The organism is Azospirillum sp. TSO35-2 (assembly GCF_003116095.1).
Lineage (GTDB): Bacteria > Pseudomonadota > Alphaproteobacteria > Azospirillales > Azospirillaceae > Azospirillum.
This window is the reverse complement of record NZ_LGRA01000018.1, coordinates 932,018-951,706: the sequence shown is the minus strand read 5'-3', so window position 1 is coordinate 951,706 and position 19,689 is coordinate 932,018. Positions and strand designations below refer to the sequence as shown.

Sequence of the window (19,689 nt, the reverse complement as noted above, 5' to 3'; positions counted from 1 at the left end):
GCAGTCCCCGGAACGCTTCGGCGGCCATCCGGCCACCAAGCCCGCCATGGACGATTTTCCACGGCTCGGTCACGGGGTTCAAACGACGCGTCCGCATCGCGTGCGGCAGGCCTTGGCGGTCAGCGCTCGGCAGAAAACCATCCGAGAATCATGCTCCGCAGGCCATAGGTTCGCGGTCGTGTACCGCACACTACCCGCCATGGCCCGGCGATCCAACCGTTTTTTTGGTGAATCGGCCCCTCACCGCCCGTGTCGCGCCCGAACACAACGTTTTACCCCACCGAGGTCACACAGGATCGCGGTGTCGGCGAGCCCCTGCGCCTCGACCAGCGCGGCGACGTCCTCGGCTTGGCCCTGCCCGACCTCGAAGGCGACCAGCCCGCCCGGCCCGAGCAGGCGGGGCAGTTCCGCGGCGATGATCCGGTAGGGCTCCAGCCCGTCCGGTCCGCCATCCAGCGCGCGCAGCGGATCGTGCTCCCGCACCTCCGGCTCCAGCGTCGCGATGTCGGCGCTGGGGATGTAGGGCGGATTGGACACCACGATATCGAAACGATCGTTGATTCCCTTGGCCCAATCGCCGGTCTGGAAGCGCGCGCGCTCCGCCAGACCGTTGCGCGCGGCGTTGCCGGCCGCAGCAGTCACCGCCAGCGGGCTGAGATCGACGCCGAGACCGGTCGCGTTTGGCAGCTCCGACAGCAGCGCCAGCAGGATGCAACCCGTTCCGGTTCCGAGATCGAGCAGGCGGAGCGCGGCCTTCCGGTCCGGAATGGCCGCCAGAACCGCCTCCACCACCGTCTCGGTGTCCGGCCGCGGCTCCAGCGTGTCGGGGTTGAGCGCGAGGTCGATGGTCCAGAACTCGCGATGCCCCAGGATACGGCCGACCGGCTCCCGCGCGGCGCGGCGCTCGACCAGCGCCAGCGCACGGGCGGCATCGGCTTCGGAGACGGCTTGTTCCGCCTTCGTAATGAAGTCGGTGCGGGTCAGGGTCAGCGCGTGCTCGAGCAGGTAGCGCGCGTCGAGTTCCGGGGTGTCGACCCCGGCCTCGCGCAGGCGGGACTCGGCCACGGCGCGCAGGGCGCGGAGGTTCATGGGTGCGCGCCCCCCTCCCGCGACAACCAATCCCCTCCCCCGCCCAGCGGGGGAGGGTTAGGGTGGGGGCAAGTGTCCCTCATTGCAGGATGTGCCGGATGCGCAACCCCGTCCTCAAACACCGCGCCCGCGGCATGCGGATGCTGCCGACCGACGCCGAACGGCGCCTGTGGCAATATCTCCGCAACGGCCAACTCGGCGGCTGGCGGTTCCGGCGTCAGCATCCGATCCCTCCCTACATCCTTGATTTCGCGTGCCTGGAGGTCTGCATCGCGGTCGAGGTGGATGGCGGGCAGCATGCGGACTCCAGCTATGACGACGCTCGCACTGAGTTTCTGAGGGCTCGCGGCTGGCGGGTGTTGCGGTTCTGGAACAACGAGGTGCTGCGCAACCCGGAGGGGGTGGCGGCGAGCGTTCTGGAGGCTTTGGGAGGTCCCAGGCACGCGGACACTTGCCCCCACCCTGACCCTCCCCCGCTGGGCGGGGGAGGGAAATAGGTGTCGCCCGGCGGGTACGCTCACCCCAACTCCGCCAGCCTGGCGGCCTGGTCTTCGGCGACCAGGGCGTCGACCAGTTCGTCCAACGCTTCGCCGGCCATCACCTTGTCGATCTTGTAGAGCGTCAGGTTGATGCGGTGGTCGGTCACCCGGCCCTGGGGGAAGTTGTAGGTGCGGATGCGTTCCGAGCGGTCGCCGCTGCCGACCTGGTTCTTGCGGTCGGCGGCGCGGACGGCGTCCTTTTCGGCGCGCTCGCGGTCGTACAGGCGGGCGCGCAGCACCTTCAGCGCCTTGGCCTTGTTCTTGTGCTGCGACTTCTCGTCCTGCTGGATGACGACGAGGCCGGTCGGCAGGTGGGTGATGCGCACGGCGCTGTCGGTGGTGTTGACCGACTGGCCACCCGGGCCGGACGAGCGGAAGACGTCGATCCGCAAATCCTTCTCGTCGATGTGGATGTCGACCTCCTCCGCCTCGGGCAGCACGGCGACGGTGGCGGCAGAGGTGTGGATGCGGCCCTGCGCCTCGGTCGCCGGCACGCGCTGGACGCGGTGGACCCCCGACTCGAACTTCAGCTTGGCGAACACGCCGCGGCCGGTGATGTTGGCGGTGGCCTCCTTGTAGCCGCCGATGCCGGTCTCGCTGACGTCCATCGCCTCGAAGCGCCAGCCATGCAGGCCGGCGTAGCGCCGGTACATCTCGAACAGCTCGGCGGCGAACAGCGCCGCCTCGTCGCCGCCGGTGCCGGCGCGCACCTCCAGGATGGCGTTCTTCTCGTCCGCCTCGTCCTTCGGCAGCAGCGAGATCTGGACGGCGCGCTCCAGCTCCGGGATGCGCTTGGCCAGATCGCGGAACTCGTCCTCGGCCATCGCCCGCATCTCGGCGTCGCCGGCGGGGTCGGCGATCATGCCGGCAAGGTCGGCCGCCTCGGCCCGCGCCTTCTTCAGGCCGGCGATCGCCTCGGCGATCGGGGTGAGGTCGGAATACTCCTTCGACAGCCGGGCGAAGTCGCCGGAATCGGCCGTACCGGCTGCGAGCGTGTCGCGCAGCTCGTCGTAGCGGGCCATCACCCTATCGAACTTCTCGTCCAGGCTCACGTCGCTCGTCCTTATCCCGTTCGTTTCCGTCCAACCCGGCCCCGTCCGCGGCCGAACAGCGGTCCAGCCCGAACAGCCGGAACAGCAGCCGCTCGGCCGCCGCCCGTTGGGCCAGCCCTTCGCCGCTGCCATCGGCCGCCAGCGCCCGCAGCGCTTCCGACGGAGCGTGCAGCAGCCGGTTGACCAGCAGCCGCGTCGCCGACGCCGCGTCCAGGTCGCCATGCCCGGACAGCAGCCGCCGCCGCTCCGCCTCGAAATGCGCGCGCAACGCCGCCACGGCGGGCACGGCGGCGCGTTCGGCGCGGTCGCGGGCGAAGGCCCCCACCGCCTCGTCGACGATGCTCCAGGCCGCCTGGGTCGCCGCCTCGCGCCCGACGCGGCCCTGCAGCGCCACCCGTTCCAGATCGGCCAGATCATAGACGAAGGCGCCGTCCATGCCGGCGACCTCCGGGTCGACGTCGGCCGGAATGGCGGCGTCGACGACGAAGACCGGACGGCGGCGGCGGCGCCTCAACGCCGCCTCCATCATCGGTGCGGTCAGGATATAGCGCCCCAGACCGGCCGCGGTCACCAGGATATCGGCGCCGGCCAGCGCCGTCTCCAGCTCGGCCCAGGGCGCGAAGTGGCCGTCGAGCCGCCGCGCCGCCGCCTCCGCCCGGCGGTCGACCGGGGCGGCGATGGTCAGCCGCGGCAAGCCGGCCTCGCGCAGCCCCTCCAGCACCAGGGCGCCCATGTCGCCCAAGCCCACCAGCAGGGCGCCGCAGCGCCGGATGTCGCCGTGCAGGTCGCGCGCCACCTGGATGGCGGCGGCGGCGAGCGAGGTCGCCCCCTCAGCGATCGGGGTTTCGCTGCGCACCCGCTTGGCGGCGGCGTAGCCAGCCTGGAGCACCGCCTCCAGCTCCGGCCCGGTCATGCCGGCCGACGCGGCGCTGCGGTGGGCGGCCTTCAACTGGCCGAGGATGTGCGGTTCACCGACGATCTGGCTGTCGAGCGAGCAGGCCACCGCGAACAGGTGGCGCACCGCGTCGATGCCGGTGCGGGTGTAGAGCTGGGGCGCCAGGTCGACGGTGGGCAGGCCGACCCGGTCCGCCATCACCTCGGCGATCGCCAGCGCCGCCTCGTTCGGGCGTTCGTGGACGGCCTGCACCTCCACCCGGTCGCAGGTGCTGAGCCACAGCGCCTGCCCCACCCCGGCGGCGCGCAGCCGTTCCAGCATGCCCGGAACCTCCACCTCGTCGGTGGAGAGGCGGTCGCGGACGACACCGGCACAGGTCCGGTGGCTGGCGCCGATGACGAGGTAGGAGGTGGTGGTCACGCCGCGGATCGCTGTCCCTGCTTGATTGGGAGGCAGCTTACTCCGCGGCCGGCGCCACGTCTCGGGTGGTTTCGGCCGCCTCGGCCCCCGCCTCGGCCGCCGCCTTCACCGCCTCGATCGCGGCGGCCTTCTGTTCGACCAGCCCGACCAGATGCTCGACGATGTCCTGGTTCTTCAGCCGGTGGTCGGTGACGCCCGACAGGTAGACCTGATGGGTGTTGTTGCCGCCGCCGGTCAGGCCGATGTCGGTCTCGCGCGCCTCGCCCGGGCCGTTCACCACGCAGCCGATCACCGACAGGGTCAGCGGCGTCGTGATGTGGGACAGCTTCTGCTCCAGCAGCTCCACCGTCTTGATGACGTTGAAGTTCTGCCGGGCGCAGCTCGGGCAGGAGATCACCGTCACGCCGCGGCGGCGCAGGCCGAGCGACTTCAGGATCTCGTAGCCGACCTGGACCTCTTCCGCCGGCTCGGCCGACAGCGAGACGCGCAGCGTGTCGCCGATGCCCGACCACAGCAGCATGCCCAGCCCGATGGAGGACTTGACCGTGCCGGCGCGCAGGCCGCCCGCCTCGGTGATGCCGATGTGCAGCGGGTAGTCGCAGGCCTCCGCCAGACCCTGGTAGGCGGCGACGGCCAGGAAGGCGTCCGACGCCTTCACCGAGATCTTGAACTCGCGGAAATCGTTGTCTTCCAGGATCTTCGCGTGGTTCAGCGCGCTTTCGACCATCGCCTCCGGGCAGGGCTCGCCGTATTTCTCCAGCAAATCCTGCTCCAGCGAGCCGGCGTTGACGCCGATGCGCATCGAGCAACCGTAATCCTTGGCCGCCTTCACCACCTCGCGCACCCGGTCGGCCGAACCGATGTTGCCGGGGTTGATGCGCAGGCAGGCCGCCCCGCTCTCCGCCGCCTCGATGGCGCGCTTGTAGTGGAAATGGATGTCGGCGACGACCGGCACCTTGACTTGGGCCACGATGTCCTTCAGCGCCAGCGCCGACTCGCGGTCCGGGCAGGAGACGCGGACGATGTCCACCCCGACCCGCTCGGCCGCCTGGATCTGCTCCACCGTCGCCTTCACGTCGGTGGTCGGCGTGTTGGTCATGGTCTGGACCGAGATCGGCGCATCGCCGCCGACAAGCACGTTGCCGACGCGTATCTGGCGCGACTTGCGGCGGAGGATCTGGCGATAGGCGCGCACGGTCATGACGGAAAGCCTCTAGACAGCAAATACGATGCCGGACGCGCCTCCCGACGCGGCCGGGCCCAGGCCAGAAGTGCGGTGCGGCAGCGGAGAATCAAGAGCCCCGGCACCGCCGTTCAGCGGCGCACCAGCCCACGCTGGTCGATGGTGACGTCGCGCAGCACCTGACCGACCGACCCCAGCGGCGGGCTTTCCGTCCCGTCGGCCATCACCACCAGCCCGCCGGCGTTGCCGGTGCGGATCTTCACGTTGGGCTTGTCGGGCACCCGGAAGGTGTCGCCCGGCTTCAGCACGCGGGTGAAGACGATTTCGCTGCCGTCGCGCACCTGCAGCCAGCTTTCCTGCGTCGCCTTCAGGACCAGCTTCGCGTTGGTGTTCAGCGTGCCGTAGACCTTGCCGTTCGCCGGCACCGTCTCCGCCGCCGGAGCGGCCGGAGCGGCGGGCGGCGCGGCGGCGGTGGCGAGCGAGGTGGGTTCCTGCGGCGTGCTGTCCTCGTCGTCCTCGGCCGGCGGCGCCGGCACGTTGATGACCCCGGCGGGCGCCGGAGCAAGGGCAGCGACGGTCGGCGGCTTGGCGGGTGCCACGGGGGGCGGCGCGGAGCCGGACGCCGTCACGGCCGGCTTGGCCGCGCCGGGGGCGGGCCCCGCCGCCGCCGGCGCAGGCGGGGTGGCCGACGCCACGGAGGGCGGCGCCACCGGCATCGGCACGGAGGGCGTCGGAGCAGGGGCCGGGGCCGGAGCCCCGGTCGGAGGGGCCGCAGGGGTCACGGCAGAGGGCGCCGTCGGGGGCGTGGCCGGGGCCGCCGCCGGGGCGGTGGCGTCGGCGGCCGGCGGGTGGTCCGGCCGGCTCGGCACGCCGTCGAGCAGCGACACCAGCCGGTCGGGCAGCGTCGGCACCAGATCGGCGACGGAACGGTCGGTCGTCGACAGATAATACCAGCCGCCATAGACGATGCCGGCCAGCACCAGCGTGCCGAGCAGCAGCGTGCCGCCGGACGCCCGTCCCTCCGCCGCCGGGGTCGGCAGATAGAGTTCCTGGCGGCGGACCGTGCCGGCCGCCTCCTCCTTGTAGCGGGCGACGACGGTGTCGGGGTCGAGCCCCAGGCACTCGGCGTAGGAGCGCAGGAAGCCGACCGCGTAGGCGCTGCCCGGCAGATCGCCGTAGCGGCCCTCTTCAATGGCCAGCAGGTAAGGATAGCGGATGCGCAGCATCGCGGCGACGTCGCGCAGGTCGTACCCGTGCGCCACCCGCGTGTCGCGCAGCGTCTCGGAAACGGTGGGGCCGGACGGGGCCGGGTCGAAATCGCTGAAAACCTTGCGCTTGGCCATGGGCTCGCCATCTGCTCGCAACAGGTGTGCGCAGGGGGGCTTGCGCACAGGGGGCATCCGTGCGGATGCAACAAGCGGAATGGGTACGACATGCCGCACCCGCGGCGCAACCGCTATGACCGTGGTTCGACACCGGACAGCGCCCATGGCCCGTGACAATCACGCTTTCGCCATGGTCCGGCCGTCAGATCAGGACACCATGATCCTTGCCGAAGCTGCGCAGCTTGTCGCGCAGGCTGTGGTCGGCGCCGATGTAGAGGCCGCTCATGTACTGGCGCAGCGCCGCGACGTCGAGCGAGCGCAGCATCGTCTTCACCGGACCGACCGACGGCGGCGACATCGACAGCGTGCGGAAGCCGACGCCGATCAGCGCCATGGCGTCGAGCGGCCGCCCCGCCATCTCGCCGCAGATCGACAGCGACACCTTGTGCTTGGCGCATTCATCGACCAGCCGGCGCATCACGCACAGCATCGACGGCGACAGCGGGTCGTAGCGGCCGGAGGTGCGCGGGTTGCCGCGGTCGGCGGCGAACAGGTACTGGGTCAGGTCGTTGGAGCCGACCGACAGGAAATCCAGCTTCGGCAGCAGGGCCGGCAACTGCCACAGCAGCGACGGCACCTCCAGCATCGTGCCGACCCGCAGGTTGCCGGGTCGGGCGATGCCCTGGGCGTCCAGCCGCTTCAGCTCCAGGTCCACCAGGCGGCGGGCGGCGTCGAACTCGGCGACCTCGGCGATCATCGGGAACATCACCGACAGCGGCCGGCCGGCGGCGGCCAGCAGCAGCGCGCGCAACTGCTGGCGCAGTAGCGACGGATGATCCAGCCCGATGCGCACGGCGCGCCAGCCCAGCGCCGGGTTCTCCTCCTCGCCGCCGGTCATGTAGGGCAGCATCTTGTCGCCGCCGACGTCGAGCGTGCGGAACACGACCGGCCGGTCGCCGACCTCGTCCATGATGCGGGCGTACAGCTCGGTCTGCGCCTGCACGTCGGGGTAGGAGGCGCGGACCATGAACGGGATTTCGGTGCGGTAGAGCCCGACCCCCTCGGCCCCGCTGGCCGTCAGGTGCGGCAGGTCGATCAGCAGCCCGCAGTTCAACTGGATCGAGATCGGCACGCCGTCGCGCGTCACCGAGGGCAGGTTGCGGATCTCCGCATACATCTGCTCCTTGCGGTGCTGCAGGGCGACCGCCTCGGCGAAGGTCATCTGGATGTCTTCGGCCGGGCGGATGAAGACCGAGCCGTGGTCGCCGTCGACGATCAACTGGTCGAGCGGTTCGATCCGGTTCAGCGCGTCGGCCGCCTGCACCACCGGGATGTTCAGCGCGCGGGCGACGATGCAGACGTGGCTGCCGGGCGAGCCCTCCTCCAGCAGCAGGCCGCGCAGGCGGGTGCGGTCGTAGTCCAGCAGCTCCGCCGGCCCCATCGAGCGCGCCACCAGGATCATGTCCTCCGGCAGGGTCGCGCCGTCGGCGCTGCTGGTCTTGCCGGCCAGATGCTGCAGCAGCCGGTTGGTCAGATCCTCCAGATCCATCAGCCGTTCCCGGATGTAGGGATCGGTCAGATGGCTCATCCGGGCGCGGGTGTCGTTCTGCACCTGCTGCACCGCGGCCTCGGCGGTCAGGCCGACGCGGATCGCCTCGCGGATGCGCGACAGCCAGCCGCGGTCCTCGGCGAACATCCGGTAGGTTTCCAGGATGTCGCGCGGCTCGCTGAGACCGGCGAGCGACGCCGCCTCCAGCAGGTCGTCGATGGCGCTGTGCATGGTCGACAGCGCGGTGTTGAAGCGTTCCAGCTCGGCGTCGGCGTCCTCCGCCACCATCTGGCGGACGGTCAGCTGCGGCCGGTGGATCACCGCCAGCCCCATCGCCAGCCCGGCGCTCATCGCCGTGCCCGACAGGCGGGCCGGCAGCAGCACGGGGTCGCCGGTGGTGGTGACCTCCACCGGGTTGACCAGCTCGCTCTGGGCCACCAGCTCGGCGACGACCATGGCGATGGTCTGGAGGGTTTCGACCTCCTCCTCGACGTAGCGGCGGCGGTCCTTGTGCTGGATCACCAGCACGCCGCGCACCTTGCTGCCGCGCAGGATCGGCACGCCGGCGAGCGACAGGAAGGGATCCTCGCCCGTTTCCGGCCGGTAGGCGAAGCTGGGGTGCGTCGGCGCGTTGTCCATCGCCACCGGGCGGGCGTGGCCGGCGATGTAGCCGACGATGCCCTCGCCCACCCGCAGGCGGGTGTTGTGGACGGCGGTCTTGTTCAGGCCCTCGGTGGAGAACAGCTCGAGCACCTCGCCCGCGCGCATGACGTAGCAGGAGCAGACGTCCGCCCCCATCTCCGCCGCGATCAGCGTGACGATCTTGTCCAGCCGGTCCTGCCCCGACCCCGACCCGGCCATGATGTCGCGCAGCCGGGCCAGCAGCCGGCGCGACGAGGTGCCGTCGAAGCCGGGGGTGACGCCCTTCTCGCCGGCCGCGGTGTCGAGGGTGTCGGTCATCGCTACAACGCTCCCACGGGCGACTCCGCCATCGGGATCAACGATGCCTCATCGGAGGGACGCCTTGCCAGCGCCGATTCGGCCTGGGCGATCAATTCCGCCAGGATGTCGGCCACCGGCTGCTCGCGGGTGACCATGCCGACGCTCTGGCCGGCCATCAGCGAGCCGGTCTCGACGTCGCCCTCGACCACCGCGCGGCGCAGCGCGCCGGACCAGAAATGCTCGATCTCCAGGTTGCCTTCGTCGCGGCTCATCACCCCGGCGTCGACCTTGGCGATGATGTCGCGCTGGAACGCCATGAAGCGCTTCGACCCCTCGTTCGCCAGCGCCCGCACCGGGATCACCGGGAAACGCGGGTCGATCTGCACCGAGGTCTGGGCGTCGCGGGCCGACGCCCGCATGAAGGCCTGCTTGAAGTTGGGGTGGGCGATGCTCTCGGTCGCGCAGACGAAGCGGGTGCCGATCTGCACGCCGGCCGCCCCCAGCTCCAGATAGGACAGGATCGCCTCGCCCCGGCCGATGCCGCCGGCGACGAACACCGGCACCTCGCGCAGATCGGGCAGGATCTCCTGCGCCAGCACGGTGGTGGACACCGGGCCGATGTGGCCGCCGGCCTCCGTCCCCTCGATCACCAGCGCGTCGGCACCCTGCTTGACCATGCGCCGGCCGGCGCCCAGCGTCGGGGCGAAGCCCATCGCCTTGGCCCCGCCGTCCTTGATGCGGCGCAGGGTCGCACCGGACGGCAAGCCGCCGGCGATGACCACATGCCCGACCGCCTGCTCGCGGCAGACGTCGATCAGCTGGTCCAGCGCCGGGTGCATGTTGATCAGGTTGACGCCGAACGGTCTGGCGGTCAGCGCCCGGGTGCCGGCGATCTCGGCGGCGAGCTGGTCGGGGCCCATCGAGCCGCAGGCCAGCACGCCGAAACCGCCGGCGTTGGAGATGGCGGAGACCAGGTGCCGTTCCGACACCCAGCTCATCGCGCCGCCCATCACCGCGGTCGGTGTGCCGAGGAAGTCCCGGCCCCGTTGCCAGAGCCGGTCGAGCCGGACCCGCGCCGATGGTGCCCCCGACACGACTGCCGACAAGGCTGCCGACCGGGCCGCCGCGTGCGATGTGGCGTCGGTCATGGCCGGCCCTTCCCTGCTCTGTCCACCCGCGCTCAGGCGGCGTCCAGGCCGTAGGCGGTGTGCAGCGCGCGCAGCGCCAGCTCCGCATACTCCTCGGCGATCAGGACCGAAATCTTGATTTCCGAGGTGGAAATGACCTGGATGTTGATGCCCTTGTCGGCCAGCGCCTTGAACATGCGCTGGGCGACGCCGGCGTGGCTGCGCATGCCGACGCCGATGACCGACACCTTGACCACGTTGGCGTCCGACACGATGCGCTTGTACTTCAGCGTCGTCTGCGCGTCCTCCAGCACCTTCACGGCGCGGGCGATGTCCGCCTTGCCGACGGTGAAGGTCATGTCGGTCGACTTGCCGTCTTCCGACACGTTCTGGACGATCATGTCGACGTTGACGGCGTTGTCGGTCAGCGGACCGAAGATGGCGGCGGCGACGCCCGGCTGGTCGGCGACGCCCACCAGGGTGATCTTCGCCTCGTCGCGGCTGTAGGCGATGCCGCTCACAACTTCCTTTTCCACGATCTCGTCCTCGTCAACAACCAGGGTTCCGGGAAGCGAACTGCCCGCCGCCGCTTCGAAGCTCGACAGCACCTGCACGCGCACGCGATGGTTCATCGCCATCTCGACCGAGCGGGTCTGAAGCACCTTCGCGCCCTGCGAGGCCAGCTCCAGCATCTCCTCATAGGTGATCTTGTCGAGCTTGCGCGCCTTGGACACGATGCGCGGGTCGGTGGTGTAGACGCCGTCGACATCGGTGTAGATGTCGCAGCGGTCGGCCTTCACCGCCGCCGCCAGCGCCACCGCCGAGGTGTCGGAGCCGCCGCGGCCCAGCGTGGTGATGCGCCCGTCGTCCGACACGCCCTGGAAGCCCGCGACCACGGCGACCTCGCCGGTCTGCATGGAGCGTTCCATCTCGGTGGGATCGATCGAGACGATGCGCGCCTTGCCGTGCGTGTCGTCGGTGCGGATCGGGATCTGCCAGCCGGCCCAGGAGCGGGCGGGGATGCCGATCGACTGCAGGGCCACGGCCAGGAGACCGGAGGTCACCTGCTCGCCGGACGCCACGACCGCGTCGTATTCGCGGGCGTCGTGCAGCTTGTCGATGTCGTTGCAGTATTTGACGAGCTGGTTGGTCACGCCGGACATCGCCGACACGACGACGGCGACCTGATGCCCCGCCTTGACCTCTTGCTCGACCTTTCGGGCCACGTTCTTGATGCGGTCGATGTCGCCGACCGACGTGCCTCCGAACTTCAGGACGATCCGCGCCATACCTCACACCATGTCTGGCCGCCCCACGCATCATCGTGTCATGGGGTCGGCGGAGCGCACCCCCGCTCCACCGTTGCCGGCGCGGGGCGGCGTATCCATACTCCGTCGGTGGAAGCGAGGCAAGTTGCCCCGCATCCGAACAGCCAACCCGTTTACGGAACACCAGCCATGACCGCCACCGCCTCCGCCGCCCCGCACACGACCGCAACCGGCCCCGCCGGCGGCCGCACCCCCCGCGCCGGCACGGTGGACCCGGAGGACGTCGCCCGCTTCTCCGCCATCGCCGCGGAATGGTGGGACCCCGCCGGCAAGTTCAAGCCGCTGCACCGGCTGAACCCGCTGCGCCTGACCTACATCCGCGACGCCGTGTGCAAGCGGCTGGGCCGCGACCCGCTGGCGCCGCAGCCGCTGGCCGGCTTGCGCGTCGTCGACATCGGCTGCGGCGGCGGCCTGCTGGCCGAACCAATGGCCCGCATGGGCGCAACGGTGGTCGGGATCGACGCGTCGGAGAAGAACGTGCACACCGCCGCCGCCCACGCGGCGGAGAGCGGCACCCCGGTCGACTACCGCGCCACCACGGCGGAGGCGCTGGCCGCCGGCGGCGAGCGGTTCGACGTGGTGCTGGCGATGGAGGTGATCGAGCATGTCGCCGACGTCGACCTGTTCGTGAAGTCCTGCACCGACCTGCTGGCCCCCGGCGGCGTCCTGTTCCTGGCGACGCTGAACCGCACGCCGAAGTCCTTCGCGCTGGCCATCGTCGGGGCGGAGTACATCCTGCGCTGGCTGCCCCGCGGCACCCACAACTGGCGCCAGTTCCTGCGCCCGTCCGAACTGAACGCCGCCGTACGCGCGTACGGGCTGAGCGTACGCGACCTGACCGGCGTGACGTACAACCCGCTGACCGACGAGTTCCGCCTGAACCCGCGCGACCTCGACGTCAACTACATGGGCTGGGCCGAGCGGGGGTGAAGCCCGGCGGTCAGTCCGGCGACCAGCATTCCGCCCGCGCCTGCCCGCTCAACAGCCGCTGAAACCGGCGGGCGTGCGGCGTGACCGGCACGGCGGAGGGCAGGACGCAGCAACTGCGGTATTCCAGGGCCGGCTCGAACCGCCGCCAGACCAGGGTGGCGTCGCGGCGGTCGGCCAGCGGGTATGGATTCATCACGGCGATGCCCAGCCCGGCCCTGACCAGTTCGAGCGCGGAGACGGCGGTGGAGGTTTCCATCACCACCCGACGCGTGACGCCGGCATCGGCAAAGAGCTGGTCGATCCTGGAACGCATCGAATGCCTGCGGGTCAGGGCGATGCAGGGCATCGCCGCCAGATCGGCCGGACACAGGACCTCGTGGCGCGCCAGGGCGTGGTCGGCCGGCATGACACAGGCGAGGAAGGAGCTGTGGAAAGGCTCCAGCCGGACGCCCGAGTGCATCGGGGCGCTGTCGGTGATGCCCAGATCGGCGCGGCCCTCGGCCACCAGCCCAACGACGATGTCGGACGCCACGACCTCCAACTGGATGAGGACCTCGGGGTAACGCGCCCGGAAGCGGGCGGCCAGACGGCTGACGAGCGACAGCGCGAAGGCCGGAGGCGCCGCCACCGTCAGTCGTCCGGCCGTCGGGATCGCCGCCATTCCGGAGGCGACACGATCCAGCGCCAGGAAGATGTCGTCCAGTTCCTCGTTGATCGCCAGCGCCTCGGCCGTCGGCCGGATCAGCCGGCCCGACCGTTCGAACAGCGGGACGCCCAGCCGCGCCTCCAGCAGGGCCAGCGCGCGGCTGATCGAGGATTGCGAGCAGCCCAGGCGCCGCGCCGCGCTCGCCGTGGTGCCGTTGGTGATGGTGGCCCGCAGAGCTTCCAGCTCCACCAAGGTCGGACGGCGATTGCGCATGGCGAGGGACCGGTCGGTGGTTTGCGGCTCGATTGATCGCATTATCGCATTGGAGTTCCCGTTGTCGATGCGGTTTCCGCGGCCCCATGCTCACGGCTGGTCATGGGGTTGGAGGAGCATCATCATGCGTTGGATCGCGGTTGCGGGGATGGTCGGTGCGGCGTTGTGGCTGGCGGCCCAGGGGTCGGCCGGATCGCAGGAGATCAAGGGAAGCGACCTGACACCGTCCGCCGAGAACATGGCGCGGACCTGGAACGGCGCCAGCCTGGTGCTGCCCGCCGCGTTGACCGGCGGCCTGCTCTGGCAGGGACCGTTGCGCGACGCGCCGGCGGTCAGCGGCCGTTCGCCGGTCGTCCTCTTCATGCATGGCTCCAGCGGCCTTGCCCCGTTCGTCACCGAGTACCAGCGCTGGCTGGCGGACGATCTGGGGCTGCCGTCCATCGCCCCCGACAGCATGGCGATCCCCGACCGCCTGACCTACACGTCGCCGGTCGCCACCGATCTCTACGAGAAGGTCCACACGCTGCGGATGGGCGAGCTGGAGAACGCGCTCGCCGGAGCCAAAGCGTTGCCCTGGGTCGATCCGGCGAAGATCATCATCGTCGGAACCAGCGAAGGCGCGGTGCCGGTCGCCCGGCTGGCCAACCCGCTGCCAGTGGCGCGCGTCATCTATTCTTGGAGCTGCGAAGCCAACTATTTCGTCGACGCCCCGAAGACGGCAATTCCGCAGGAGACTCCGGTTCTCAGCATGATCGCCACCCGCGATCCCTATTTTTCCGGAGAAAACCCGTGGAACCGGCCCTACGCCGTCAGGGGCGATTGCGGCAACGCGCTGAAATCGCACCAGGACGCCATGATCGTGACGCTGGCCTCGAACAAGCACACGATCCTGAACACGCCGCAGGCCCACGACACCACCGCCGCCTTTCTCAAGCGCGTCCTGGCGCGCTGACGACCGGCTGCCACCCCGCAAAAGAAAAGGGCCGCGCACGGGGACGTGCGGCGGCCCTTTCGGCTTGCCGGCCAGTACGAGTGGCCCGTCAGTTGGACGGGCTGGGCTCGTGCTGGGTCAGAAGCGCGTACATCGCGTCGCCGGATTCGGCGCCGCGCAGCTTTTCGCACATGGACTGGTCGCGCAGCAGGCGCGACACGCGGGCCAGCGCTTTCAGATGGTCGGCACCCGCCTGTTCCGGGGCGAGGAGAAGGAAGATCAGGTCGACCGGCTGCTCATCGATCGCGTCGAAATCGATGGGCCGCTCCAAGCGGGCGAAGACGCCGTGGACGCGGTCCAGGCTGGACAGCTTGCCGTGCGGGATGGCGATGCCATGGCCCACGCCGGTCGTGCCCAGCCTTTCACGCTCCAGAAGGACGTCGAAGATCGCCCGCTCGTGCTGACCGGTCAGCTCGGACGCTTTGCGCGCCATCTCCTGCAGGGCCTGCTTTTTGTTGCCGGCCTTCAGGTTCGGGAGGATGGCGCGCGGAGAGATGAGGTCGAGCATGACGCTTGATGCCAGCGGGACGGGGTCGGCGCCGGTCAGGCGCCGGCCTTCTCCGCCGGGTCGACCCAGCCGATGTTCCCGTCGGCGCGGCGGTAGACCATGTTCAGGCGGCCGTGCGCACCGTTGTGGAACATCAGGGCCGGGGCCTGCGCCAGTTCCAGACGCATCACCGCCTCGCTGACCGACAGGGTGGCGATGGAGGTTTCCATCTCGGCCACGACCATCGGCTGGTGGGCGCCGTCGGCCGGAGCCTCGGCCTCGTCGTGGTGCTCGTCGCCCTCGGCTTCCAGGATCTGGTAGCGCGCCGGCAGGGCGGCGCCGTTCTCGACGGCGTGGTGGTCACGCAGGCGGCGCTTGTAACGGCGCAGGCGCTTGGCCAGCTTCTCGCAAGCGATGTCGAAGGCCGGATACGGCTCCGTCGCGTCGCCGGCGCTCTGCAGGACGATGCCGCGGCCCACATGGACCTGGATGTCGGCCTTGTAGAGGTGCGCGTCCTTGGTCAGGATCACGGTCGCTTCGATCGGCTTGTCGAAGTACTTGCCGACGACGGCGTTCAGGCTGTCGGCCACATGGGTGCGCAGAGCGTCGCCCACGTCGAGCTGCTTGCCTTTGACGGTGAGTTGCATGGTGGAACGTTTCCAAATTGGTCCGCTGGGGACGGGGTAGAGACGGCGTGTGCAGAGAACGGTCCGCCGCGTGCGGGCCGGGACGATAGGTCAGGGCTTACCGGGCTGTCAATCGAGCCCGCCCCGACCCTCCCGGCTACATGCGTGACATCTTGGCACGTCGTCGCTGCACCGATGACGGTATTTTCATCGCTTCACGATACTTCGCGACCGTCCTTCGCGCAATGTCGATCCCTTCGGCACGGAGGATCTCCACCAGTTTATCGTCGGACAGCACGTCTTCGGGCTTCTCGGCGTCGATCATCGTCTTGATGCGGTGCCGAACCGCTTCCGCGGAATGGGCGGCCTGGCCGTCGGCCCCCTGGATGGAGGAAGTAAAGAAGTACTTCAACTCGAAGACGCCGCGCGGCGTCGCCATGAACTTGTTGGTGGTGACGCGGCTGACCGTGCTCTCGTGCATGCCGATCGCCTCGGCGATGTCGCGCAGGATCAGCGGGCGCAGGTGCGAGACGCCATGGATGAAGAAGGCGTCCTGCTGGCGGATGATCTCGCTGGCCACCTTCAGGATGGTGGTGGCGCGCTGGTGCAGCGACTTGACCAGCCAGTTCGCCGACTGGAACCGTTCGGTGAGGTATTCCTTGTCGGCCTTGCTCTTGGCGCTGCCGGAGATGCGGGCGAAATAGCGGTGGTTGACCAGCACCCGCGGCAAAGTGTCCGGGTTCAGGTCGATCAGCCAGCCGCCGCCCGGGCTGGCCCGCATCAGGATGTCGGGGGTGACCAGTTGGGCCGGCGTGTGGTCGAAGGCGAGCGCCGGCTTCGGGTTCAGCTTGCGGATGTCGACGACCATGTCGGCGACGTCCTCGGCGTCGACGCCGCAGACCTTCATGATGGCCGACAGGTTGCGGGCGGCCAGAAGCTCCAGATTGTCGAGCAGCGCCGCCATCGCCGGGTCGAGCCGGTTCTTCTCACGCAGCTGGATGCTCAGGCATTCCTTCAGCGACCGCGCGAAGATGCCGGGCGGGTCGAAGCGCTGGCAGGCGGCCAGCACCCGGTCCACCCGCGCCGCGTCGCAGCCCAACTGCTCGGCCAGCGCCTCGGCGTCGAAGCCGACCAGCCAGCCGGCCTCGTCCAGCATGTCGATCAGCGCCAGCCCGATCAACTGGTCGCCCAGGTCGGGCAGGTCGATCTTCAACTGCTCGGTCAGATGGTCGCGCAGATTCTTTTCGCTGGTCAGCGTCGCTTCGAGGTTGCTGTCGTCATCCTCGAAGCCGCTGCGGCCGCCGCGCTCGCCATAGGAGCCGTAGACCTCGCTGCCGCCGTCCGACCCGTCGGAAAAACGGTCGTCGCCGTAGACATTCTCGAAGTCGGTGTCGAGCGGCGCCTCCGACGAGGAGGCCATGGTGTCCGACGAGGTCATCTCGACGGTGTCGCGGGTGCGCCCGTCGGACGGCGGCATCGCCGGCCCGTCGTCGCGGCCGTTCAGCCCGTCGACGCTGAGGCCGTTCGCCTCCATGCCGCCGGGGCCGTCCAGCCCGCCCGGCGCATCGCCGCCGGCGCCGTCACCCACGACGGGGTCGCTGCCGCCGTCGCCGGGGCCGCTGTCGCGCTCCAGCAGCGGGTTCTGTTCGATCTCGCGGTCCACGAAGTCCGACAGTTCGATGTTCGACAGTTGCAGCAGCTTGATCGCCTGCTGCAACTGCGGTGTCATCACCAGGGTCTGGGCTTGTCGAAGGTCGAGACGTTGAGCAAGCGCCATGGCTGTCGAACCGGGACCAGTGGGAACGAAGGGCTACAGACTGAACCGATCGCCGAGATAGACCCGACGCACGCCCTCGTGCGCCACGATCTCGTCCGGCCGTCCCTCCATTAGTACCACACCATCGTGCAAAATGTATGCCCGATCGACGAGATCCAAGGTTTCGCGCACATTGTGGTCGGTGATCAACACGCCGATGCCGCGGTCGCGCAGATGGCCGACCAGCTCGCGGATGTCGTTCACCGCGATCGGGTCGATGCCGGCCAGCGGCTCGTCGAGCAGGATGAAGTGCGGCTGGCCGGCCAGCGCGCGGGCGATCTCGACACGCCGCCGCTCGCCGCCGGACAGCGCCAGGGCGGGGGCACGGCGCAGGTGCGTCACCGAGAACTCCGCCAGCAGCTCGTCCAGCATCGCCTCGCGCGCGTCGCGGTCGCTCTCCACCACCTCCAGCACCGAGCGGATGTTGTTCTCCACCGTCATGCCGCGGAAGATCGAGGCCTCCTGCGGCAGATAGCCGATGCCGAGCCGGGCGCGGCGGTACATCGGCAGCGCGGTGATGTCCTGCCCGTCCAGCGTGATCGTGCCGGAGTCGGCGGCGATCAGCCCGGTGATCATGTAGAAGCAGGTCGTCTTGCCGGCGCCGTTGGGGCCGAGCAGCCCGACCGCCTCGCCGCGCTGGACGCCGATCGAGACGTCGCGGACGACCGGGCGCTTCTTGAACGACTTGCCCAGGTGATGCGCCACCAGCCCGTCGGTCGGGGCGGCGGGGGCTTGCGGTCCGGCGGTCGGGGCGGCGCCGGGGCCGTTCGCGGTCAGCACGGTCACGGCTTCTTGCCCGCAGGGGCGCCGCTCTTGTCGGCCCCCTTGTCGGCGCCGTTCTTCTCGCCGGGGATCAGCAGGCCGCTGACCCGTCCGCCGGCGTCGCGGCCGGCGATCACGCGGTTGATCTTGGTGTTCATGTTCATCTCGGCGGCTTCGCCGTTCAACTGGTTGTCGCCGCGGGTGATCTTCACGTTGCCGATCAGCACCGCGACGTTGTCGGCGACCGAATAGACCAGCTTCTCGGCCAGCGCCACATCGGTCGCGGTGGTGACGATCACGTTGCCGGAGCCGTCGATCCGCTCCATCTGGGTGGTGCCGTCGGGCATCTTCTTCAGCCGGCCGATCAGCACGTCGGCGCGCAGGCGGTCGTTGCCGCGCACCGCCACCGCGTCGCCGCGCGCCACCGTCAGATCCTGGCCCTCATAATACTCCAGGGTGTCGCGGGCGGTGACGACGTCCTTGGTGGTGACCAGTTTCAGAGCCTTGCCGGTGACGACGGCCACCTGCTTGTCGACGTCGTAGACGCCATGGTCGCCGAACACCTGCTGGGTCGGGCTGACCACGCGGACGTTGCCGTCGGCGACCAGCTGGAACACCTCGTTCCCCTTGCCCGGCACCTCGCGGTAATAGGCGGTCAGCACGTCGGCGAAGACGGTCGAGTCGTTGCGCTTGGCCGAGGCGTTGCCGCGCGCGACGTAGGCGCGCACGTCCTGGTGCCATTCGATCGCCTGGTCGGCGTTGATCTCCACCGGCTGCTTGCCGCCCATGCCGGGCAGCCCCTGCGCCGCGGCGGGGCTCGCCGCGAACAGGCCGCCGCACAGCGTTGCGGCCAGCGCGACGGCCAGCGCCGTGCGGTGAAGGGGCCGGCGAAGGGGATGGACTGGCGACCGGCTGGGCGTCACGGCTTCTTGCTCCCGGGGCGTTCGGCGGCCTGGACCTCGGCCTTCGACTGGTTGAGGAAGACCACGGTCTTGCCGCGGTCGGACATGCGGAAGCCGATGGCGTTGATCTCGCCCTGCGGCCCCTGCCCGGTGACCGCCTTGTCGCCCCAGGCGTTGCCCTTGCGGATGTCCGCCTCGGCCTCGCTGGTGGTGAACTCGTTGCCGTCGTCGCGCAGGACATGGACGTTGCCGCGCATCAGCAGGATGCCGGTCGCCTGATTGTACCAGCCCTTGTCGGAGTTCATCGTCACCCAGGTGCCGCTGGTCTCCGTCATCTCCGCCTTCGGCTCGTCGAGCAGGACGATGTCGGGCTGGTCGGTGGACTTGTCGGCCTTGGTGGCGACCAGCGAGAAGGGCTGGTTGTGTTCGTCCAGGCTGAAATAGCGCGGCTTCAGCATCTCGCTCTGCCCGGCGTCGGCGGCGATCCGCGGCGTCGGCGGGTTGTACAGCGACGGCCAGGCGGCCAGCAGCGCCACCATCGCCAGCGCGGCGGCCGGCAGGGCGAACTTCATGGCGGAGACGAAGCGGCTGTAGACCCGGCTGACCGGGCGGGTGTCGCGCCGCCGATGGGCGCGCAACGGGGCCGCCGGCTCCGGAGACGACGCCTGCGACAGGACGTGCCGCGGCGGCGCCTGAAGCGCGGGGGCTTGCGGCGCCCCGTTCCCGGCTGGGGTGCGGTCGGGTGTCGCGCGGTCAGGCGCGCGCAGGTCGTCCAGACTCAACTCTCGGTTCCTCCGGCTCGGCCTC

The 19,689-nt window shown here is 70.0% G+C and carries 18 protein-coding genes; 3 read left to right on the top strand and 15 right to left on the bottom strand.

Annotation, left to right across the window (positions count from 1 at the left end):
- Positions 1-240 precede the first annotated feature (240 nt).
- Positions 241-1,089 carry a peptide chain release factor N(5)-glutamine methyltransferase gene (gene prmC, locus TSO352_RS15250; RefSeq protein WP_109108134.1) on the bottom strand — a complete coding sequence of 283 codons (849 nt, stop codon included), beginning with the start codon at positions 1,087-1,089 and terminating at the stop codon, positions 241-243.
- Between the two features lie 98 nt (positions 1,090-1,187).
- Between prmC and TSO352_RS15245 the strand changes: the two genes are divergently transcribed.
- Positions 1,188-1,586, top strand: coding sequence for a DUF559 domain-containing protein (locus tag TSO352_RS15245; RefSeq protein ID WP_109108133.1), 399 nt, complete (start codon positions 1,188-1,190; stop codon positions 1,584-1,586).
- Between the two features lie 20 nt (positions 1,587-1,606).
- Here TSO352_RS15245 and prfA read toward each other — a convergent pair whose 3' ends face one another.
- From prfA to TSO352_RS15210, 7 genes are all read right to left on the bottom strand, one after another.
- On the bottom strand, positions 1,607-2,680 hold the full coding sequence (prfA, locus tag TSO352_RS15240; RefSeq protein ID WP_109108132.1) for a peptide chain release factor 1: 1,074 nt from the start codon (positions 2,678-2,680) through the stop codon (positions 1,607-1,609).
- Complete coding sequence (gene hemA, locus TSO352_RS15235; RefSeq protein WP_109108131.1) at positions 2,655-3,995, bottom strand: glutamyl-tRNA reductase; 1,341 nt, start codon at positions 3,993-3,995, stop codon at positions 2,655-2,657. The genes prfA and hemA overlap by 26 nt, the downstream gene beginning before the upstream one ends.
- 37 nt (positions 3,996-4,032) lie before the next feature.
- Complete coding sequence (gene ispG, locus TSO352_RS15230) at positions 4,033-5,196, bottom strand: flavodoxin-dependent (E)-4-hydroxy-3-methylbut-2-enyl-diphosphate synthase (protein WP_109108130.1); 1,164 nt, start codon at positions 5,194-5,196, stop codon at positions 4,033-4,035.
- Positions 5,197-5,309: 113 nt separating this feature from the next.
- Positions 5,310-6,521 carry a helix-turn-helix domain-containing protein gene (locus tag TSO352_RS34275; protein WP_109108129.1) on the bottom strand — a complete coding sequence of 404 codons (1,212 nt, stop codon included), beginning with the start codon at positions 6,519-6,521 and terminating at the stop codon, positions 5,310-5,312.
- 184 nt (positions 6,522-6,705) lie between these two features.
- On the bottom strand, positions 6,706-9,012 hold the full coding sequence (ptsP, locus tag TSO352_RS15220) for a phosphoenolpyruvate--protein phosphotransferase (protein ID WP_109108128.1): 2,307 nt from the start codon (positions 9,010-9,012) through the stop codon (positions 6,706-6,708).
- A gap of 2 nt (positions 9,013-9,014) precedes the next feature.
- A complete protein-coding gene (locus tag TSO352_RS15215) occupies positions 9,015-10,142 on the bottom strand; it encodes a nitronate monooxygenase (RefSeq protein WP_109108127.1) in 1,128 nt (375 codons plus the stop codon).
- A gap of 32 nt (positions 10,143-10,174) precedes the next feature.
- On the bottom strand, positions 10,175-11,410 hold the full coding sequence (locus TSO352_RS15210) for an aspartate kinase (RefSeq protein ID WP_109108126.1): 1,236 nt from the start codon (positions 11,408-11,410) through the stop codon (positions 10,175-10,177).
- A 168-nt stretch (positions 11,411-11,578) separates the two neighbouring features.
- Here TSO352_RS15210 and ubiG point away from each other — a divergent pair, with 168 nt between their 5' ends.
- On the top strand, positions 11,579-12,379 hold the full coding sequence (ubiG, locus tag TSO352_RS15205) for a bifunctional 2-polyprenyl-6-hydroxyphenol methylase/3-demethylubiquinol 3-O-methyltransferase UbiG (protein WP_247872116.1): 801 nt from the start codon (positions 11,579-11,581) through the stop codon (positions 12,377-12,379).
- Positions 12,380-12,389: 10 nt separating this feature from the next.
- On the opposite strand, the gene TSO352_RS15200 is transcribed toward ubiG, so the two are convergent.
- A complete protein-coding gene (locus TSO352_RS15200; RefSeq protein ID WP_158284592.1) occupies positions 12,390-13,298 on the bottom strand; it encodes a LysR substrate-binding domain-containing protein in 909 nt (302 codons plus the stop codon).
- Between the two features lie 124 nt (positions 13,299-13,422).
- Here TSO352_RS15200 and TSO352_RS15195 point away from each other — a divergent pair, with 124 nt between their 5' ends.
- Positions 13,423-14,250, top strand: a complete 828-nt coding sequence (locus TSO352_RS15195) for a hypothetical protein (protein ID WP_199231603.1) — start codon at positions 13,423-13,425, stop codon at positions 14,248-14,250.
- Between the two features lie 88 nt (positions 14,251-14,338).
- Here TSO352_RS15195 and ptsN read toward each other — a convergent pair whose 3' ends face one another.
- The 6 genes from ptsN to lptC all read right to left on the bottom strand — a co-directional run bounded on the left by ptsN (position 14,339) and on the right by lptC (position 19,664).
- Positions 14,339-14,797 (bottom strand): PTS IIA-like nitrogen regulatory protein PtsN, encoded by a 459-nt coding sequence (gene ptsN, locus TSO352_RS15190; RefSeq protein WP_109108124.1) that lies wholly within the window; start codon positions 14,795-14,797, stop codon positions 14,339-14,341.
- Positions 14,798-14,832: 35 nt separating this feature from the next.
- Positions 14,833-15,423, bottom strand: a complete 591-nt coding sequence (raiA, locus tag TSO352_RS15185; protein WP_109108123.1) for a ribosome-associated translation inhibitor RaiA — start codon at positions 15,421-15,423, stop codon at positions 14,833-14,835.
- Positions 15,424-15,559: 136 nt separating this feature from the next.
- A complete protein-coding gene (gene rpoN / locus TSO352_RS15180; protein WP_109108122.1) occupies positions 15,560-17,179 on the bottom strand; it encodes an RNA polymerase factor sigma-54 in 1,620 nt (539 codons plus the stop codon).
- Between the two features lie 33 nt (positions 17,180-17,212).
- A complete protein-coding gene (gene lptB, locus TSO352_RS15175; RefSeq protein ID WP_109108121.1) occupies positions 17,213-18,004 on the bottom strand; it encodes an LPS export ABC transporter ATP-binding protein in 792 nt (263 codons plus the stop codon).
- A complete protein-coding gene (locus tag TSO352_RS15170) occupies positions 18,001-18,903 on the bottom strand; it encodes an LptA/OstA family protein (protein WP_247872115.1) in 903 nt (300 codons plus the stop codon). Before TSO352_RS15170 ends, lptB begins: the two co-directional genes overlap by 4 nt.
- On the bottom strand, positions 18,900-19,664 hold the full coding sequence (gene lptC, locus TSO352_RS15165) for an LPS export ABC transporter periplasmic protein LptC (protein ID WP_247872114.1): 765 nt from the start codon (positions 19,662-19,664) through the stop codon (positions 18,900-18,902). Before lptC ends, TSO352_RS15170 begins: the two co-directional genes overlap by 4 nt.
- Between the last annotated feature and the right edge of the window lie 25 nt (positions 19,665-19,689).

Excerpts from the sequence above, each read along its gene's own strand:
- prmC (WP_109108134.1), bottom strand. The coding sequence starts at position 1,089 with ATGAACCTCCGCGCCCTGCGCGCCGTGGCCGAGTCCCGCCTGCGCGAG.
- TSO352_RS15245 (WP_109108133.1), top strand. The coding sequence starts at position 1,188 with ATGCGCAACCCCGTCCTCAAACACCGCGCCCGCGGCATGCGGATGCTG.
- ispG (WP_109108130.1), bottom strand. The coding sequence starts at position 5,196 with ATGACCGTGCGCGCCTATCGCCAGATCCTCCGCCGCAAGTCGCGCCAG.
- TSO352_RS34275 (WP_109108129.1), bottom strand. The coding sequence starts at position 6,521 with ATGGCCAAGCGCAAGGTTTTCAGCGATTTCGACCCGGCCCCGTCCGGC.
- ptsP (WP_109108128.1), bottom strand. The coding sequence starts at position 9,012 with ATGACCGACACCCTCGACACCGCGGCCGGCGAGAAGGGCGTCACCCCC.
- TSO352_RS15215 (WP_109108127.1), bottom strand. The coding sequence starts at position 10,142 with ATGACCGACGCCACATCGCACGCGGCGGCCCGGTCGGCAGCCTTGTCG.
- TSO352_RS15210 (WP_109108126.1), bottom strand. The coding sequence starts at position 11,410 with ATGGCGCGGATCGTCCTGAAGTTCGGAGGCACGTCGGTCGGCGACATC.
- ubiG (WP_247872116.1), top strand. The coding sequence starts at position 11,579 with ATGACCGCCACCGCCTCCGCCGCCCCGCACACGACCGCAACCGGCCCC.
- TSO352_RS15200 (WP_158284592.1), bottom strand. The coding sequence starts at position 13,298 with ATGCGCAATCGCCGTCCGACCTTGGTGGAGCTGGAAGCTCTGCGGGCC.
- TSO352_RS15195 (WP_199231603.1), top strand. The coding sequence starts at position 13,423 with ATGCGTTGGATCGCGGTTGCGGGGATGGTCGGTGCGGCGTTGTGGCTG.
- ptsN (WP_109108124.1), bottom strand. The coding sequence starts at position 14,797 with ATGCTCGACCTCATCTCTCCGCGCGCCATCCTCCCGAACCTGAAGGCC.
- raiA (WP_109108123.1), bottom strand. The coding sequence starts at position 15,423 with ATGCAACTCACCGTCAAAGGCAAGCAGCTCGACGTGGGCGACGCTCTG.
- rpoN (WP_109108122.1), bottom strand. The coding sequence starts at position 17,179 with ATGGCGCTTGCTCAACGTCTCGACCTTCGACAAGCCCAGACCCTGGTG.